This is a genomic window from Halomonas saccharevitans (assembly GCF_900116405.1).
GTDB classification, from domain to species: domain Bacteria; phylum Pseudomonadota; class Gammaproteobacteria; order Pseudomonadales; family Halomonadaceae; genus Halomonas; species Halomonas saccharevitans.
Genome location: NZ_FPAQ01000051.1, coordinates 1 through 16,730, shown reverse-complemented (window position 1 = coordinate 16,730; position 16,730 = coordinate 1). Strand labels below are relative to the sequence as shown.

Sequence of the window (16,730 nt, the reverse complement as noted above, 5' to 3'; positions counted from 1 at the left end):
ACCAAAGACGCGCTGCCGGAGCATGGTCTCGGCGCGGTGCTGGCAACGGCGAGTGGCCCGAGCATCATCGAGGCGGCGCGCGATGGTACGGGTCAGCCCCATCTCGCGATCCAGCTGGCGAAGCAGCAGGACACCGCCATCGGAGGTGATCTCGCCCCCGTCGAAACCGGCGGTGACCTGGCGGCCTTTACAGCGTGGAAAGGAGGCAGTCGGCGTGGTACATTTTGTCATGGCGGCTGATGCGGTTGATTCTTGGTTAGGCTCTTGAATTATAACCGATTTTCAGCCGCCTTTTTCATGTCTGGTGCAATTTCCGGGCTAGGCCGTTGGCTCCTGGGCCTGGCGTTGTTCAACGTCATGCTGCTGACACCCGTGTGGCTGTTGTATGGCGCCCCCGCTTCGCGCTGGCTGGCCCTGGAGGCCTTCCTGCTGACGGGGCTGCTGGCGCTGCTGCCGTCCTCCGGCCTCTTTGCCCGGCTGCGCTGGCTGATGGTGGTTCTGGTGATGGCCTTCCTGCTGGTCGGCCTGGGGGACCTTGGCACTCAACTGGCCTTCGGGCGCTCCCTCAACCTCTACCTCGACCTCCCCCTGCTGCCGGCCGTCTTCAACCTGCTCGATGGCAACCTGGGGTTTCCGGTGGCCTGCCTGGTCGTCCTGGGAGCCGTGGGGCTGCTGGTCCTGGCGGCCTGGCTGCTGGCGAGGCTGGTCGGGAAGCTGCAGGGCACCGCCCGCGGTGGCCCGGCCATGGCCGGCGCCCTGCTGATGATGGTGGCGAGCGGCGCGCTGATCGTCGCCGAGCTACGGGAGGTCCGACCGCTCCCGGGAGCCCGGACGCCGCTGGTGGACACCCTGCGGTTCCAGGGACGGCAGCTGGTCGAGACGAGGCGCGCCCACCGCGACTTCGCCGCGCGGATGGCCGCCGAGCCCGACGGCGTCACCGCCATGCCGGGGCTGGCGGGACGCGACGTGCTGCTGATCTTCGTTGAGTCCTATGGTATCTCGGCGCTGTTCGATGAGCGCTACGCCCGGGTGCTGGCCCCGCGCCTCGACGCCATGGCCGAGCGGTTCGACGCCGCCGGCCTGTCGGTGGCCTCCGGCATCCTCGACGCGCCGATCCGCGGCGGCCAGTCCTGGCTGGCGCATGCCACGGCGCTCAGCGGCCTGCGGATCGACAACTCGCTCTGGTACCGGCTGATGCTGGACAGCGAGCGCACGACCCTGGTGGATGACTTTCGCGCCACGGGCCATCGCACCCTCGCGGTGATGCCGGCCATCACCATGGCCTGGCCGGAGGGGCGCGCCTACGACTTCGATGAGATCCGCGCCGCCGCGGACATCGACTATGCCGGCCCGCCCCTGAACTGGGTGACCATGCCCGACCAGTACACCCTGCACCATTTCCAGACGCGGATCCGCCCGGATGCCGGGGCGTCGCCGCTGTTCGCCCAGATCGCGCTGATCAGCAGCCACGCGCCCTGGACCCCGATTCTGCCGGTGCTCGATGACTGGGACAGGGTCGGCGACGGCAGCGTCTATGCGCGCTGGGAAGACGCTGGCGAGGCGCCCGACGAGCTCTGGCAGGACCTGGAGCGCGTGCGCGATCACTACGCCAGATCGCTCGACTATGCTCTGGGAGCCGGCGCCCGCTGGGCCGCGGACTTCGTGGACGCCGGGACCCTGGTCATCCTGCTGGGGGATCACCAGGCGGCCCCCCTGATCACCGGCGACAACGCCCGCGGAGGCGTGCCGGTGCACGTGATCAGCGGCGATGCCGGCCTGCTCGAGCCCTTCCTGGCGCGGGGGTTCGTCCCCGGGACCCATCCGCCCGGGCCCGAGCGCTATGCCGAGGGCGAGGTCGCCGGCCAGGAGGACCTGCGCGGCTGGCTGCATGAGGCGTTTGGCGCCGACGAGGCGTCAAACGCTTCCACCACCCCCTGACCGCGGACCGATGGGTCCGGGAGGCAAGATGACACGACGTATTCCGAAGAGAGCGAGCGCCCTGTCCGTCGTCCTGCTGTCTGGCCTTTTCGGCCTGACGGGGCCGACCATGGCCCAGGCTCAGACTCAGACCCAGACTCAGGCGCAGGCCTGGGAGCTGGATCGGGACGCCAGCCGGATCGCGCTGATCGCCACGGCCGAGGGCCGCAAGGCGCTGACCCGCGTCGAGGGCTTCGACATCGACCTCGAGGGCGAGCTCGACCGGCCCGCCGAGGCCGAGCTTACGCTGACGCTTCGGTCGGAGAGCATCACCGGCGGCAACGGCATCGTCGATGGCATGCTGCACGGCCGTCACTGGTTCGACGTCGAGGCCTATCCCGAGATCGTCTTTCGCAGCACCGAGATCCAGGCGCCGGCCGAGGGCGAGTGGCGCGTCGAGGGCGAGCTCGAGCTGCGCGGCGACACCTATCCGCTGACGGTGCCGGTGCGCTGGACCCGGCAGGGCGAGCGGGTCCGCGTGACCGGCCGCTTGGCCCTGGACCGCACCGACTTCGATATGGGCCGCGGCGCCTGGCGCTCCGACGGCACGGTGAAGCACGAGGTATACGTCGACTTCGCCCTCGAGCTGCTGGCGCCGTCGGGTTCCTGATCTTTCATTTCCCGGCCTTCAAGGAGACTTGCCCGTGTTCACCCCCGTGATCCTGGCCGGCGGTAGCGGTGTCCGGCTCTGGCCGCTGTCGCGCCGGCAGCGGCCCAAGCAGTTCCTCTCCCTGGACGGCGAGAGCAGCCTGCTGGCCAATACCCTGGCCCGGCTCGAGGGGCTCGACACGGCCCCACCCATCGTCATCTGCCAGGAGGCGCATCGTTTTCTCGCCGCCGAGCAGCTGCGCCAGGCGGGCGCCTCCGAGGCGAGACTGCTGCTCGAGCCCGAGGGGCGCGGCACGGCCCCGGCCATCGCGCTGGCGGCCCTGCTGGCTCGCCGGGAAGGGCGCCGGGAGCCGCTGCTGGTGCTGCCGTCGGACCATCACCTGGCGGACGACGAGGCCTTTCGCTCGGCGCTCGAGCGTGCCGAACGGCTCGCCGGCGCGGGCCACCTAGTGGCCTTCGGCGTGGTGCCGACCCGTGCCGAGACCGGCTACGGCTATCTCCAGGCCGGCGAGGCGCTGGGCGAGGATGGCTTTGCGGTGGCGCGCTTCGTGGAGAAGCCCGACCCGGCCACCGCCGAGCGCTTCCTGGCCGACGGCGACCATTTCTGGAACAGCGGCATGTTCGTGCTGCGCCCCGAGGACTACCTCGATGCCCTGGAGACCCTGGCGCCGGCCACGCTGGCCGCCTGCCGCGGCGCCATGGACGGGGCCGTGGTCGACCTCGATTTCCTGCGGCCCGAGGCGCGGGCCTTCCTGGAGAGTCCCGCCGACTCTATCGACGTGGTGGTGATGGAGCGCACCGACCGGGCGGCCATGGTGCCGCTGGCCGCCGGCTGGAGCGATATCGGCTCCTGGCAGGCGCTGTGGGAGACTCTGCCCCATGATGCCGACGCCAATGTCCTGCGCGGCGACGTGGTCTGCGAGGCGAGCCGCGGGCTGATGGTCCACGCCGAGTCGAGGCTGGTGGCCACCCTGGGGCTGCAGGACCTGGTGATCGTGGAGACCGACGATGCCGTGCTGGTGGCCGACCGCGCCCGCAGCCAGCAGCTGCGGGGCCTGGTCGAGCGACTGGAGGCCGAGGGCCGGGGAGAGACCCGCGTCACGACCACCGTGCATCGCCCCTGGGGCCACTACCGGACCGTGGACGCCGGGCCGCGATACCAGGTCAAGCGCATCACCGTGCGCCCCGGTGCACGGCTCTCCCTGCAGCTCCACCACCACCGGGCGGAGCACTGGGTGGTGGTCCGCGGCACCGCCCGGGTCACCCTGGACGAGGAGGTCTTCCTGGTCGGTGAAAATGCCTCGACCTTCATTCCGATGGGACGCGTGCACTGCCTGGAGAATCCCGGCCTGATCCCGCTGGAACTCATCGAGGTGCAGTCCGGCTCCTACCTGAGCGAGGACGACATCGTGCGCCTGGACGACCGCTATGGGCGGTAGTAGGGCGGTAGTAGGGCGGGAGATAAGTCATCCCGCCCCGAAGGCGTTGGCGGGGAGGTAGCGCGTCATTCCGGCTCGGCGTCCAGAAGCTCGAACCACTCCCTCCGCTCGGGAAGCGTCATCTCGCTGGCGGGCCGGCCACTGGCATACCAGTCGCGGACGTTGCGCAGCTGCCATCGCCGGCGCTCGCCATCCAGCTCGATGCCCAGCCGGAAGGGCCCGACACGGGCGAGGGCGCGGCCCGCCAGATGGGCGTCGCGTAGGGCGACGTTGGCCAGCAGCTCCAGGCGACGGCCGCCCCGCACGGCCAGATCCTCCAGGCGCAGGGTGTCGTCATCGAGCATCACCCGCACCTCGCCGCGCACCTCGCCGAGGGTCAGCCGGTCGCGCAGCCAGCGCCGCTCCCGGGCCGCGTCGAGGAACAGGTTGACCAGCAGGCCGCTGTCGCGCATGGCCAGGTCGAGCCGGGCGTCGAGGGCGAGCGGTGCCACCCAGCGCATCTCTCCCTCGGGGACCTCGAGGCGCGCCCACCAGCCGCGGGTCTGATCGCCGGCAGCGTTCTCCAGGCGCACGTCGCTCATGCGAAGCTCCGAGCCTGCGACGTCGAATCGCAGCGTCTCCAGGTCGCCATCGGAGAGGCGCGCCTCCAGTGCCAGGGCGCCCTTCAGGATCTGCTCATCGAAGGCGAGGCGGGCGTCGGAGGCGTGAAGCGTTAGGCTGCCCTCGGCCCCCAGGCCCTCCAGCCGCAGGTGAGTGGCCATCGTCGCCTGGCCCGAGAGGAAGGCGATGCCGGCATCCTTCGGCAGGTAGTCGTTGAAGGCGGCGAGGTCCGCTATCGCGACATCGGGCATGTCGATGCGCGTGCTGAGTGCCTCCAGGCCCTCGCTCGGGTCCAGGTGCTGCGCTCGGCTGCGGATCTCCAGCAGGCGGCCGTCGATCAGCGAGTCGCTTCCCTCCTGGCGCCGCAGGCCGAAGCGGGGCAGGGAAAGGGTCAGCTGCGCGCCGGGGTCGGCAGTCTCCAGCACCAGCGAGCCGTCGCCGAAGGCCTCGTAGTGCAGGAAGCGTACGGCGAGCCTGTCGGACTGCACGCGAAGCTGGCTTTCCGGCATCACCTCGCCGTTCGCCAGGTCGAGGTCGAGGCTCAGGCGTCCGCCCCCCTCGACGCCCAGGCCATGCTCGTCGGGCAGGAAGGCATTGAGGAAGCCGAGCCGGTCGAGCTGGCCATCCAGTTGAAGGGTGCCGGCCAGGGGGCGGCGTGGCGCCTGCCTGCCGGGCCAGTCGAAGCTGCCCTCGAGGCGCGCCCTGGGCAGCACCACTAGAGTGTGCAGAGGCTCGCCGCGACTCGACGAGGCGGTCAGTTCCAGCCGACTGCCGGACAGATCGACTCGCTGGCGGTCGGGATCGATCTCGCGCAGTGCCAGGGTCACGTCCAGCTCGCCTTGGAAGTCCTTTTCCAGCAGGCGGCCCCTGACCTCGTCGCCGGCCAGGGTGATGCTCCCACGGCCCCGGTCGTCCTTGAGCATGATGCGCCCGCGGCTGTCGGCCCATCCGGCCGCCAGCCGCAGCGGCACCGCCTCCGGCAGGTAGTTGTTGAGCACCGCTACGTCGGGAAGGCGCGCGTCGTGCCACGCCACCGTCAATGAGGGCAAGCGCGAAGGTTGCGGTCCCGCACTCGCCGTGCCGGTGAGGGAGAGTTGCTCGGCCTGGAAGAGCCGACGGCCATCCGCGAGGCGGGTGAGGTCCACCTCATTGAAGACGAGCGTGACGTCGGCCTGTGGATAGGGATCATCGGGGCGCAGGGTGAGGTGCGCCCGACCATCGCCGCGCGCCTGGACACCCAGGAAGCGCGCCCCCAGCGCCTCGGAGCGCACCGCCAGCTGGCTGCCCGCAAGCGGCTGCCCGTCCCGCAGGTGCAGGGTCCCGTCGAGCCGGCCGCCGCCTTCCAGGGCCAGTCCGCCGCCGAATCGTCCAGTGAGCAGGGGGGCGAGCAAGGGGTCGAGTACGCCGAGGTTGGCCACCCGACCGTGCAGTTCCACCTCCGCCGACCAGGGCGTGGCGCCGCCGAGCAGGGGGGCGTCATCCAGCGCTCGCCAGGCCAGCGGTGACTGAAACCGGGCTGTGGGCAGTCGCAGCTCGGTGGTGAGCGGCTGCGTCTCGCCCGGGGCGGCGGCGTCGATGTCGAGGCGCGTGCCGGAGATGTCCACCCTGCCGCGTTCGAGGTCGAGCTCGGCAATCGGCAGGTGCAGGCCGAGTCGTCCCCGCAGCGGCTGCTCGCCGAGGCGCAGGGCCAAGGCCTCGCCGGAGAGGTCGATCCCACCGCTCAGACGCTCGCCATCAAAGGTCAGCTCGCCCTGCAGCCGCGCTACGCCCCCTTCCAGTGTCAGGGGCACCTCGGCGGGGAGATAGCGGTCGAGGGCGGCAATGTCGCCCACGTCGGTGTCGAGCCAGCGCAGCCGTGCCCGAACATGACGCGCCTCGAGATCCTGGTCGTAGGGCGCCTGAAGGCGCAGGGCGGGCGCGGTGAGGTCGAGCCGGAAGCCGTCGCCGCGCAGCAGGGGCAAAGACGCGGGGGAAGCGTCGACATCGGCCATCTCGATGCCGTCGAGATCGACTTTGAGGCGGGTGCGCTCCTGCATCTCGGCCACCACCGATCCGGCGCCCTCGATGCGGTAGCGCGCCCCCCGCTCCAGCCAGTGGCGCTCGTCGAGACCCACGCTCAGCTGCGGGGAGTCGAGGCGCAGGCGGCTGCCTGGCTGTATCTCGCCACTTTCGATCATGACCTCGCCTTGCAGGTCGCCGCGGCCACCGACCTCCAGCCAGCCAAGCGAGGCGAGGTAGGGGTTGAAGACGGTGTAGGCATCGCTGCGCCCGGCCAGGGTGACGGTGCCCGAGACGGCGCGTCCCGCCACGGCGCCGGTGGCCTCGGCCAGCGCCAGCGGGGCGAGGGTCAGATCGGCCTCCAGGGTGACGCCTTCCACCAGCCGCGTGTCGTCCTTCAGCACGGCGCCGTCGTCCAGGGACAGCCGAAGCTTCCTCACGGCCAGCGTGCCGGCGTCCCAGTGAAGGCCCGCCAGGTGCAGGCGGCCGCTACCCTGCAGGCGGTACTCATCCAGGCTGACGTGGCGGATGCCCTCGGCATCGAGGCGGCGAAGCCGGACCTCACGGCCGAGCAGCGGGGCCAGGGAGGCCTCCAGCGTGGCGGTCTCCGCCTCCAGCGCGATGCGGTGTTCGGCGGCCGTGCCGGAAAGCTGGAGCTGCCTCACCCGCAGCTGGCCGGGAAAGGCCGTCCAGGCCCGCTCCCAGCTCAGCGTGATGTTCGCCGCGCGCTCGAGCTGGCGGCGCCCCCAGTCGCTGTTGAGCAGGGCGTTGGCGGTGACGAGGTAGAGAACATAGAGGGCCGCCAGGAAGAGGGCGAGCCGGGCCAGCGTCCTGAGCGGCGTGGCGCGAATCATGGAAGGCGCTTTGGTGCTAGATGCATGGGGCCACCTTCAGGTCGGACGGCAACGGCCGGGATCAATAGAGCCGGAAGCGCTTCCAGCCGGGTCTGCCCTCGGCCTCCTCGGGGGTCTTGCGATAGCGCTTGTACTCCCACTGGTACTGGGCCGGGTCCAGGGCGATGGTCGACTCCACGCAGGCGTTGACCCCGGTGGCCGAGACGGCCTCGTCGGGATCGTAGACCCGCTCGTCGGCGGCCAGGAAGTGCAGGGCGTAGCCCCGGCCGGGCAGCCGCAGGGCCACGCCGGTGACGACCCGCGCCTCGGTGCGGGCCACCAGCTTGGGCAGCAGGGTGGCCGTGTAGGCGGGCCGGCCGAAGAAGGGCGCGAAGACGCCGCTGCCCCAGCTGGGCACCTGGTCGGGCAGGATGCCCACCGCCTCGCAGCGCTTTAGCGCCTTGAGCAGGGCGGCCACGCCGCGGGGATTGGTCGGCACCAGCCGTGCGCCGCGGCGTTCGCGGCCCTGGCGGATGATCGGGTCCAGCGGGGCGAGCTTGGGGGGCTCGTACATGGCGGTGAAGGGGAAGTGCCCGGAGAGCCAGAAGTTCAGCACCTCCCAGTTGCCGAAGTGGGGCGCCAGCACGATGACGCCGCGGCCCTCGGCGCGGGCGCCGTCGAGAAGCTCACGGCCGTGGACCTCGACGATCGACGCCTCGACCCGCTCGGGGTCGCCCATCCAGGCGAAGCCGAGCTCCAGCATGGTAGCGGTGGAGTGGGTCAGGCTCTCTCGCGCCAGCCGCCGCCGCTCGGCGTCGCTGCGCGCGGGATAGGCCTCGGCCAGGTTGATGCGAGTGACCTTGCGCTCGCGGCGGCTGAAGCGCTCGACCAGCGGGCCGATCACCCGGGCCAGCCGCCACAGGGTCGTCAGGCGCCGATTGGCGAGGCTGCGCCACATGGTGGCGATGGCGCGCGCCTGGCCGGCAGCCGCGCGGGGTTCATCGTCGCGCATGGCTCACACCCACCAGGTGTCGACGTTGTCCGGCGCGCGCCGCTCGTTCAGCGTCTTGAGCCCCTTCACGCAGCGGATCACCAGCCACACCACGGCGGCCAGCCAGGTCAGAAAGCCGATCAGTACCAGGGTGAGCAGGCCGGAGATGCCGAAGTAGAGCAGGGCCAGCCAGAAGGTGCGGATCTGATAGCGGTAGTGCTCGTCGAGCCACGCAGGCCCGTTGCCGCGGTAGACGTAGGCGATCACCACGGCCACCAGCGAGGTCAGCCCGCCGGTGACCATGCCGGCCAGGTGCAGCACGTACACCACGATGGGAATGGTCGTGTCGGGGGCGCCGCCCTGTTCGGCGACGGCCCGGTCGTCATCTCGATGCAGGTTGTCGTTCATGGCTCGTCCCTGATGGTGGCTTGACTGTCGCCAATGATACCGACCGGCGTCGACAATGACACCGGGTCGGCCCTGGCGTCAGTGGCCGGGTGCAGGTTGGGGCTTCACGGGGCGGCTGATCTCGATGAGGTTGCCGTCGGGGTCGCGCAGGTAGAGCGAGTCGAGCTCGCCCGTGGCGCCCTGGCGCGGCACCGGGCCGAGCTCTACTTCCACGTCCAGCGCCTCCAGATGGCGCTGCACCTCATCCAGCGGCAGCAGGCTGCGCACGCAGAGATCCAGGCTGCCCGGCGTCGGCGTGGCGGCGCGGGGCGTGATGTCGGTGGCGGTCCAGTGCAGGCGCAGGGCCATGTCGCCCAGCATCAGGTCGACGCGTTCACGGTCGCGGTAGCGGACCTCGAGCCCGAGGACGCGAGAGTAGAAGTCCACGGCGCGGGAAATGTCGGTCACGGTGATGACCAGGTGGTCCAGACCTGACAGCATGCATGTCTCCTCGGAATGATGGCCTGGCAAGAGAATACGATGATGCTGATCTGTCCGCTATGTGCGTCGGTCGATGCCGCGCCCTTTCACCGCGACGCACGGCGTGACTACCAGCGCTGCGGGTGCTGTGCGCTGGTCTTCGTGCCGCCGGCGCAGCGCCTCGACCCGGCGGCGGAGCTAGCGGTCTACGACCAGCATGAGAACTCTCCCGACGACCCGGGCTATCGGCGCTTCCTGTCGCGACTCTTCGACCCGCTGCGTGAGCGGCTCGCCCCGGGCGCTCGCGGGCTCGACTTCGGCGCGGGCCCGGGGCCGACCCTCTCGGTGATGTTCGAGGAGGCCGGCCATCCGATGGCCATCTATGATCCCTTCTACGCGCCGGATGCCGCGGTGCTCGAGCGTGGCTACGATTTCATCACCGCCACCGAGGTGGTGGAGCATCTCTTCGCCCCCGGCGAGGAGCTCGACCGGCTGGTCGAGCTCCTCGAACCCGGCGGCTGGCTGGGGCTGATGACCAAGCGCGTCGCGAGCCCCGAGGCCTTCGCCGGCTGGCACTACATCCTCGACCCCACCCACGTCTGCTTCTTCAGCGAGGCGACCTTCACCTGGTTCGCCCGGCGCCACGATCTGCGGCTGCATTTCCCCGCCGCCGACGTGGTATTGATGCAGCGCACATGACAGGGCACCTTTCGATAACGTGTCGTTATCATTAGGGAAAAAGCCTCGATTCGGCCTCGATAAGGGGATTGGCGGCGCTCGGCGCCGGGCGTATATTCGCTATTACAAGTGCCTCCTGCGCGTCCGCAGCGGCGCCCCTCCCACACCGTTCGTTTCGAGATCCTTGCCCATGTCCCGGCAGCTGCTGCTCATGGCCCTGGCACCCTTGCTGGGGCTCTTCATTCTGGGGATCGGCAACGGTTTCCTGGCCACCGTCATCACCCTTCGCCTGGACGCCGCCGGCGAATCGCCGGTGGTGATCGGCTGGGTCTCCTCCGCCTACTTCGTCGGCCTGGCACTGGGCGCGATGCTCAACGACCGGCTGCTGCTGCGCATCGGCCATATCCGCGCCTACGGCAGCTTTGCCTCGCTGGTGGCGGTCACCGTACTGCTGCAGGGCCTGGTGGACGAGCCCTGGGCCTGGTTCGCGCTGCGTCTGATCGGCGGCTGGGCCACGGTGGGAGTGTACCTGGTCATCGAGAGCTGGCTCCTGGCCTCCGGTGATGCTTCTGTGCGCGGCCGCCTGCTGGCGCTCTACATGATCGCGCTCTACGCCGCCGGCGTGCTCGGCCAGCTGCTGCTGGGTGTCACCGAGGCCATGGGCGGGCCGGCGTCGTTCATGGTGATCGGCCTGCTGGCCTCGCTCTCGGTGCTGCCCATGGCGATGATCCCGCGGGTCTCGCCGCTGATCGAGAAGGCCGAGCCGCTCTCGCCGCTGCGCCTGATCACCCTGACCCCCACCGGGGTGATGGGTAGTTTCGGCTCGGGGCTGGCGGTGGCCGCCGCCTACTCGCTGCTGCCGCTTTACCTGCAGCGTACCGGGCTGACGGTCGACCGGGTCGGCCAGATGATGGCGGTGGTGGTGCTCGGTGCCATGCTGCTGCAGTACCCGGTGGGGCGCTGGTCGGATCGCCACGACCGCCAGCTGGTACTGATCCTGATAGGCGCCTTCTGCACCCTGATCTCCGCGGCAGTGATCTTTCTGCCGATGAACACGGCGGTGCTGGCGGTGCTGCTGTTCCTGCTCGGCGGCGGCATCTTCTCGCTCTATCCGGTGGCGGTGGGCCACGCCGCCGACCGCGCCCCGGCCGGTGCCCTGGTGCGCATGAGCCAGGGCCTGCTGATGATCAATGCCATCGGCTCGGCGGTGAGCCCGCCGCTGGTCTCGCCGGTGATGAGCCTGCTCGGCGATACCGGCCTGTTCTGGTCCTTCGGGGCCATGGGGCTTTTCCTGGTGCTCTTCTTCGGCTGGCGGCGCAGCGTGCGGCCGGCGCCGGTGCCGGTGGCGCCGTTCTCTGCCTCTACCCCGATGTCCTCGGCGGGCGCCGAGCTCGCGGTGACCGAGGAGTGGGTGCAGGGCGCCCGGGAGCACGAGCACGTGGAGGATCTCTCCGGCGCCGTGGCCGAGGTCGAGGTGGCAGAAGCGCTGATGGGCCCGCCGCCGGAAGATGAGGCGCATATCGCCTACTACGACGAGGAGGCGGATCCCGAGGAGGCGCCCCCCGCGCAGGCGTGATGCCGCCCCTTCGATGAACCGCCGAGCCCGCTGCCCCGCAGCGGGCTTACATGGTTTCGCGATCGAGCGTCGTCGAGTTCGGCCGACGCTAAGAGCGAGCAGTTTCGGCATCGACCTTGGGCTAATGGCCAACGAAAAGTAGTGAATCTACTATCGTTGCTATCATTTTTCCCAGAGGTGCTCCATGACCCCCTATGCCGCTCCCGTCCGCGACTTCCGCTTCGTGCTGGAGGAACTGCTCGAGCACGGCTCGCTGGCCCTGCCCGGCTTCGAGGAGGCCAGCCCCGATCTCGTCGAGGCGGTGCTCGAGGAGGCGGCGAAACTCGCCGGCGACGTCTGGGCTCCGCTCAATGCCAGCGGCGATCGCCAGGGGTGCACGCGCCGTCAGGACGGCTCGGTCAGCGTGCCCGATGGCTTCATCGAGGCCTACCGGGCCTACGCCGAGGGCGGCTGGAACGGCATCGGCGTGTCCGAGGCGCGGGGTGGGCAGGGGCTGCCCGAGGTGGTGGCCAGTGCGGTGCAGGAGATGCTGCACGGCGCCAACATGGCCCTCGGGCTCTGCCCGATGCTCACCGCAGGCGCGATCGAGGCGCTGGCCCACCACGGCAGCGATGAGCAGCAGGCCACCTACCTGCCGAAGCTGGTCGAGGGCACCTGGACCGGCACCATGAACCTCACCGAGCCCCAGGCCGGCTCCGATCTCTCCAAGGTGCGCACCCGCGCCGTGCCCCAGGAGGACGGCAGCTACCGGCTCTTCGGCCAGAAGATCTACATCACCTGGGGTGAGCACGACGCCGCCGAGAACATCCTCCACCTGGTGCTGGCGCGTACCCCGGACGCCCCCGAGGGCAACAAGGGCATCTCGCTGTTCCTGGTGCCGAAATATCTGGTGGAGGCCGACGGTTCGCTCGGCGAGCGCAATGACGTCACCTGCGCCTCCATCGAGCACAAGCTGGGCATCCACGGCTCGCCGACCTGCACCCTGAGCTTCGGCGAGAACGCCGGTGCCATCGGCTACCTGGTGGGCGAGCAGGGTCGCGGCCTCAACCACATGTTCACCATGATGAACGAGGCGCGCCACAAGGTGGGCGTGCAGGGCATCGGCGTGGCCGAGCGGGCCTGCCAGCACGCCTTCGCCTACGCCCTGGACCGTGTGCAGGGCAAGCGCCCGGCCCACCGCGGCGGGGGCGAGTGCGCCATCAGCGACCACCTGGACGTGCGGCGCATGCTGCTCTCCATGCGCGCCCGCACCGATGCGCTGCGCGCGCTGGCGCTCTATTGCGCCGCCCAGCTAGACGTGGCGCGCCACGCCGACGAGGAAGGCGACCGCCAGGCCGCCCAGGCGCGGGCCGAGGTGCTGATCCCGGTGGTCAAGGCCTTCTCCACCGACCAGGCCGTGGAGATCGCCTCGCTCGGCGTGCAGGTGCACGGCGGCATGGGCTTCATCGAGGAGACCGGCGCCGCCCAGCTGCTGCGCGACGCGCGCATCGCGCCCATCTACGAGGGCACCAACGGCATCCAGGCCCTGGATCTGGCCGGTCGCAAGCTGCAGCGCGACGGCGGCCGCGCGCTGGGGGGGCTGATCGACGAGGTGGAGGGCACCGCCCGGGCGCTGTGTGCCGCGCCCGGCCTGGCGCCGCTCGGCGAGGCGCTGGCCGCCGGCGCCGCCGACCTCACCGCGGCGCTGGCCGTGCTGCTCGAGCAGGGCGGCGATCCCGAGCGCGGCCCCGACGCCGTCCAGGCCTACGCCACCCCCTTCCTGAGCCTCGCCGGCCACGTGCTCTGCGCCTGGCAGATGGGACGCTCGGCGCTGGCGGCCACCGCCGCCCGCCAGGCCGGCAGCGACGACCCCGGACGGCCGGACCCCTTCTACACGACCAAGCTTGCGAGCGCCGACTTCGCCCTGCGCCAGTGGCTGCCCGTGGGACGCGCCCAGCGCGCGGTGATCGAGGCCGGCATGGAAAGCCTCGTCGCCTTCGAGCCCGGCGCCCAGTAAGCCCCGAACCGTGAGCCTCTTCGTCGCCGGCCCCGCGCCGGCGACGACCCACCGGAACCTCCGTGGAGCCCATCATGACCCAGAGCATCTTCGAGCAGGGCCTGCCCCAGACGCCGGCCAACCACGTGGCGCTCTCGCCGCTGACCTTCATCGAGCGCAGCGCCAGCGTCTATCCGGACTACCCGGCGGTGGTGCACGGCGAGATTCGCCGCAGCTGGGCCGAGACCTGGGAGCGCTGCCGGCGCCTCGCCTCGGCGCTGGAGCGCCGTGGCATAAAGCCCGGCCAGACCGTGGCCGCCATGCTGCCCAACGTGCCGGCGATGTTCGAGGCGCACTTCGGCGTGCCGCTGGCGGGCTGCGTGCTCAACACCCTGAACATCCGCCTGGACGCCGAGGCCATCGCCTACATGCTCGAGCACGGCGAGGCCAAGGCCGTGCTGGTTGACCCCGAGTTCGCCGACGTGATCGAGGCAGCGGTGGCCGGACTTGCGCACCCGCCGCTGCTGATCGACGTCGATGACGCCCTCTTCGAGGGCGAGGCGCGCCGCATCGGCGCGGTGGAGTACGAGGCCCTGCTGGCCGAGGGCGATCCCGACTACGCCTACGTGCTGCCCCAGGACGAGTGGCAGGCGATCTCGCTCAACTACACCTCCGGCACCACCGGCAAGCCCAAGGGCGTGGTCTACCACCACCGCGGCGCCTACCTGAACGCGGTCAGCAACATCCTCGAGTGGGCCATGCCCCACCATCCGGTCTACTTGTGGACGCTGCCGATGTTCCACTGCAACGGCTGGTGCTTCCCCTGGACCATCGCCGCCCGGGCCGGCGTCAGCGTCTGCCTGCGCCGGGTCGACCCGAAGCGGATCATGGACCTGCTCGCCGACGAGGGGGTGACTCACTTCAGCGGCGCGCCGATCATCCTCAACGGCCTGGTCAACCTGCCCGAGGAGCAGAAGCGCGACTTCGACCACCCGGTGAAGGTCACCACCGCCGGCGCCGCGCCGCCCGCCTCGGTGATCGCCGGCGTCGAGCAGCTCGGCATCGAGGTGACCCACGTCTACGGCCTGACCGAGGTCTACGGCCCGGTCACCGTGTGCGCCTGGCGCGAGGCCTGGGACGAGCTCTCCCTGGAGCAGCGCGCCCGGATCAAGTCCCGCCAGGGCGTGCGCTACCACATGCTCGAGGCGCTCTGCGTGGCGGACCCGACCACCATGGAGCCGGTGCCCAAGGACGGCGAGACCATCGGCGAGATCCTGATGCGCGGCAATAACGTCATGAAGGGCTACCTCAAGAACGAGGCCGCCACCGAGCAGGCCCTCGACGGCGGCTGGTACCATACCGGTGACCTGGCGGTCTGGCATCCGGACGGCTACCTCGAGATCAAGGACCGCTCCAAGGACATCATCATCTCCGGCGGCGAGAACATCTCCACCATCGAGGTGGAGGACGCCGTCTATTCGCATCCGGCGGTGGAGGAGGCCGCCGTGGTGGCCAAGCCCGACGAGAAGTGGGGCGAGACGCCCTGCGCCTTCGTCAAGCTCAAGGTGGGCTACGGCGAGGTCACCGAGCAGGAGATCATCGAGCACTGCCGTAAGCACCTGGCCCGTTTCAAGGTGCCGAAGACCGTGATCTTCACCGAGCTGCCCAAGACCTCCACCGGCAAGATCCAGAAGTTCGTGCTGCGCGACGAGGCGCGCAAGCAGTAATCCGACAGGAAGTACGGCCCAGTGCTTCCTGTAGTGAGAGGCGCCGGGAACAGGCCGAAGAGGAGGTCTTTTGCCAGGGAAGGCAAAAGTAGCGCCCAGGGACGGGTTTACAGCGCCTCCTCGGAGGTCTGTTGCCGGAAATGCCTCGAGCGAGCCGTACAATTGCAGTGGTCCTGCCGATGACACCTAAGGAGAGTGCAATGAGTGAGCAACCGATCGGCGTGGTCGGCGCCGGCACCATGGGCCAGGGCATCGCCCAGGTGCTGGCGGCGAGCGGCTTCGAGGTCAAGCTCTACGATGTGGCGGACGAGCAGCTCGGCCGCGCCACGGCGGCCATCGACAAGGGGCTTGGCAAGCTGGTGGCCAAGCAGAAGCTCGGTGAGGCCGACAAGGCGGCCGCCATGGCGCGCCTGGACACTACCACCACGCTCGACGCCCTGCGCGAGTGCGAGGTGATCATCGAGGCCGCGCCCGAGCAGCCGGCGCTCAAGGAGAAGCTGTTCCGCGACCTGAGCCGCCTCACCCACGATGCGATCCTGGCCTCCAACACCTCCTCGCTGTCGCTGACGCGCCTGGCGGGCGTCTGCGAGCGTCCCGAGCGAGTGGTCGGCATGCACTTCTTCAACCCGGTGCCGGTGTTGAAGCTCGTCGAGGTGATTCGCGCCGAGCAGACCAGTGACGCCACCGTGGCGCGCATCGAGGCGCTGACCGAGGCGCTCGGCAAGACCGCCGTGCCGGTGGGCGACTCCCCGGGCTTCGCGGTCAATCGCCTGCTGGTGCCGATGATCAACGAGGCGGCCTTCCTGGTGCAGGAAGGGGCGGCCACCCCCGAGGCCATCGACGAGGCGATGAAGCTCGGCGCTGCTCACCCCATGGGGCCGCTGGCGCTCGCCGACCTGATCGGCCTGGACGTCTGCCTGTCGATCATGGAGGTGCTGCAGGAAGGCTTCGGCGATCCCAAGTACCGCCCCTGTCCGCTGCTCCGCCGCATGGTCGATGCCGGCTACTTGGGGCGTAAGAGCGGCCGCGGCTTCCATGTTTACGAATGACTCGCCCGGGGCTTTGCCGTCGACAGGCTTTCGAGCAGGCGTTGTAAATACCTCCCTGTACGCTACCGACGCCATCCATGGCGTAGACATGATGGATTGACCTGCCCCTCCTCAACGTCGTGGGTTACGTTGAGGTTGGGCAACAACACAGAGCCACTATTGAGGGAGGCAGGTCATGACACAGTCTAACGCAACTCAGCAGGTCGTTGTGGAGCGCACTGCCGCCGAGCGGCTCAGCGCCGCCAGCGACGTCCATGCCGCCTATATCGGGCTGGATGTGCATAAGGCCAGCATTGCGGTATCCATCGCCGAGGCGGGACGGCATGAGCCGGAGTTTCGTGGTGAGATCGCCAATGAGCCCACGGCCATCGACACGCTGATCCGCCAGCTGAGCCAGCGCTTCGCGGGGCA

General features: G+C 69.9%; 13 protein-coding genes and 1 pseudogene. 9 read left to right on the top strand and 5 right to left on the bottom strand.

Annotated features, from left to right (window positions below):
• The coding region (locus tag BM388_RS16180; protein WP_175535134.1) for a transposase at positions 1–231 on the bottom strand (231 nt) is incomplete at its 3' end.
• A gap of 126 nt (positions 232–357) precedes the next feature.
• Between BM388_RS16180 and BM388_RS17695 the strand changes: the two genes are divergently transcribed.
• Genes BM388_RS17695 through BM388_RS16170 form a run of 3 tightly spaced genes read left to right on the top strand, consistent with a single transcriptional unit; the run spans position 358 to position 4,025 of the window.
• Positions 358–1,938, top strand: a complete 1,581-nt coding sequence (locus BM388_RS17695; protein ID WP_139233968.1) for an alkaline phosphatase family protein — start codon at positions 358–360, stop codon at positions 1,936–1,938.
• 28 nt (positions 1,939–1,966) lie between these two features.
• Positions 1,967–2,587 (top strand): YceI family protein, encoded by a 621-nt coding sequence (locus BM388_RS16175; protein WP_175535133.1) that lies wholly within the window; start codon positions 1,967–1,969, stop codon positions 2,585–2,587.
• A 34-nt stretch (positions 2,588–2,621) separates the two neighbouring features.
• The gene (locus tag BM388_RS16170) at positions 2,622–4,025 is read left to right on the top strand and encodes a mannose-1-phosphate guanylyltransferase/mannose-6-phosphate isomerase (RefSeq protein ID WP_217641095.1); all 1,404 of its coding nucleotides are present in this window, start codon (positions 2,622–2,624) and stop codon (positions 4,023–4,025) included.
• Between the two features lie 65 nt (positions 4,026–4,090).
• Here BM388_RS16170 and BM388_RS16165 read toward each other — a convergent pair whose 3' ends face one another.
• The 4 genes from BM388_RS16165 to BM388_RS16150 form a co-directional block, all read right to left on the bottom strand.
• Positions 4,091–7,477 (bottom strand): hypothetical protein, encoded by a 3,387-nt coding sequence (locus BM388_RS16165; protein WP_089852048.1) that lies wholly within the window; start codon positions 7,475–7,477, stop codon positions 4,091–4,093.
• 61 nt (positions 7,478–7,538) lie between these two features.
• Complete coding sequence (locus tag BM388_RS16160; protein WP_089852046.1) at positions 7,539–8,468, bottom strand: lysophospholipid acyltransferase family protein; 930 nt, start codon at positions 8,466–8,468, stop codon at positions 7,539–7,541.
• Between the two features lie 3 nt (positions 8,469–8,471).
• Positions 8,472–8,855: a DUF4870 family protein gene (locus BM388_RS16155; RefSeq protein WP_089852044.1), complete on the bottom strand. Its 384-nt coding sequence runs from the start codon at positions 8,853–8,855 to the stop codon at positions 8,472–8,474.
• Between the two features lie 78 nt (positions 8,856–8,933).
• On the bottom strand, positions 8,934–9,335 hold the full coding sequence (locus BM388_RS16150) for a VOC family protein (protein WP_089852043.1): 402 nt from the start codon (positions 9,333–9,335) through the stop codon (positions 8,934–8,936).
• A 39-nt stretch (positions 9,336–9,374) separates the two neighbouring features.
• On the opposite strand from BM388_RS16150, the gene BM388_RS16145 reads away from it, so the two are divergent.
• The 6 genes and pseudogenes from BM388_RS16145 to BM388_RS16120 form a co-directional block, all read left to right on the top strand.
• Positions 9,375–10,013, top strand: coding sequence for a class I SAM-dependent methyltransferase (locus tag BM388_RS16145; RefSeq protein ID WP_089852041.1), 639 nt, complete (start codon positions 9,375–9,377; stop codon positions 10,011–10,013).
• Between the two features lie 169 nt (positions 10,014–10,182).
• Positions 10,183–11,568, top strand: coding sequence for an MFS transporter (locus tag BM388_RS16140; protein WP_089852039.1), 1,386 nt, complete (start codon positions 10,183–10,185; stop codon positions 11,566–11,568).
• A 184-nt stretch (positions 11,569–11,752) separates the two neighbouring features.
• Entirely contained in the window at positions 11,753–13,564 is a 1,812-nt protein-coding gene (locus BM388_RS16135) for an acyl-CoA dehydrogenase (RefSeq protein ID WP_089852037.1), read from the top strand.
• A 74-nt stretch (positions 13,565–13,638) separates the two neighbouring features.
• Positions 13,639–15,270, top strand: coding sequence for an acyl-CoA synthetase (locus tag BM388_RS16130; protein WP_089852035.1), 1,632 nt, complete (start codon positions 13,639–13,641; stop codon positions 15,268–15,270).
• A 200-nt stretch (positions 15,271–15,470) separates the two neighbouring features.
• Positions 15,471–16,319 (top strand): 3-hydroxybutyryl-CoA dehydrogenase, encoded by an 849-nt coding sequence (locus BM388_RS16125; protein WP_089852033.1) that lies wholly within the window; start codon positions 15,471–15,473, stop codon positions 16,317–16,319.
• 175 nt (positions 16,320–16,494) lie between these two features.
• A pseudogene (locus tag BM388_RS16120) lies at positions 16,495–16,730 on the top strand (hypothetical protein); the annotation flags it as partial.

Coding starts and splice junctions, on each gene's coding strand:
- BM388_RS16165 (WP_089852048.1), bottom strand. CDS start 7,477: ATGATTCGCGCCACGCCGCTCAGGACGCTGGCCCGGCTCGCCCTCTTC.
- BM388_RS16155 (WP_089852044.1), bottom strand. CDS start 8,855: ATGAACGACAACCTGCATCGAGATGACGACCGGGCCGTCGCCGAACAG.
- BM388_RS16135 (WP_089852037.1), top strand. CDS start 11,753: ATGACCCCCTATGCCGCTCCCGTCCGCGACTTCCGCTTCGTGCTGGAG.
- BM388_RS16145 (WP_089852041.1), top strand. CDS start 9,375: ATGATGCTGATCTGTCCGCTATGTGCGTCGGTCGATGCCGCGCCCTTT.
- BM388_RS16160 (WP_089852046.1), bottom strand. CDS start 8,468: ATGCGCGACGATGAACCCCGCGCGGCTGCCGGCCAGGCGCGCGCCATC.
- BM388_RS16140 (WP_089852039.1), top strand. CDS start 10,183: ATGTCCCGGCAGCTGCTGCTCATGGCCCTGGCACCCTTGCTGGGGCTC.
- BM388_RS16175 (WP_175535133.1), top strand. CDS start 1,967: ATGACACGACGTATTCCGAAGAGAGCGAGCGCCCTGTCCGTCGTCCTG.
- BM388_RS17695 (WP_139233968.1), top strand. CDS start 358: ATGCTGCTGACACCCGTGTGGCTGTTGTATGGCGCCCCCGCTTCGCGC.
- BM388_RS16125 (WP_089852033.1), top strand. CDS start 15,471: ATGAGTGAGCAACCGATCGGCGTGGTCGGCGCCGGCACCATGGGCCAG.
- BM388_RS16150 (WP_089852043.1), bottom strand. CDS start 9,335: ATGCTGTCAGGTCTGGACCACCTGGTCATCACCGTGACCGACATTTCC.
- BM388_RS16130 (WP_089852035.1), top strand. CDS start 13,639: ATGACCCAGAGCATCTTCGAGCAGGGCCTGCCCCAGACGCCGGCCAAC.